This window comes from Pseudomonas sp. PDM26, assembly GCF_019219185.1.
Taxonomy (GTDB): Bacteria; Pseudomonadota; Gammaproteobacteria; order Pseudomonadales; family Pseudomonadaceae; genus Aquipseudomonas.
The window spans coordinates 1-596 of the sequence record NZ_JAHUWC010000041.1; the positions used below are offsets into that span (position 1 = coordinate 1).

Annotated in this window: 1 protein-coding gene; it reads left to right on the plus strand. The window is 64.9% G+C overall.

What is annotated here, in order from left to right; genetic code table 11:
* A partial coding sequence (locus KW849_RS30990; RefSeq protein ID WP_218433899.1) for a glycosyltransferase family 2 protein occupies positions 1–596 on the plus strand: 596 nt, incomplete at both ends.

Here is a 596-nt window from a genome sequence, read left to right on the forward strand (position 1 = left end):
TTTGTATCCGTACTGATTCCCGCCAAAAACGAAGCGAACAACCTCAAGCCATTGCTTGAGGAAATCCGCGTCGCATTGGCCGCTGAATCGTACGAAATCATCGTCGTCGACGATGGCAGCACCGATTCGACCCTGCAGGAACTGCGGCAGATCCGCCACGACGGCTTGAGCACGTTGCGCATCCTGCATCACGAGCGCTCGCTGGGGCAGAGCACTTCGCTGTACCACGCCGCGCAGGAGGCCCGCGGCCAGTGGCTGGCGACCCTCGATGGCGACGGCCAGAACGACCCGGCGGACATTCCCGGCATGCTGGCGCTGGTGTGCGGCGAACCGGGCCAGGTTGACGTGCAACTGGTCGCCGGGCACCGGGTCAATCGCCGTGATACGGCGAGCAAGCGCTACGCCTCGCGGTTCGCCAACAACCTGCGCCGCCGCCTGCTCAAGGACGCCACCCCGGACACCGGTTGCGGCCTGAAGCTGATCGAGCGCGCGGCGTTCTTGCGCCTGCCGTACTTCGACCACATGCATCGCTACATTCCGGCGCTGATCCAGCGGCATAACGGGCGCATGATCGTGCACCCGGTCAACCACCGGCC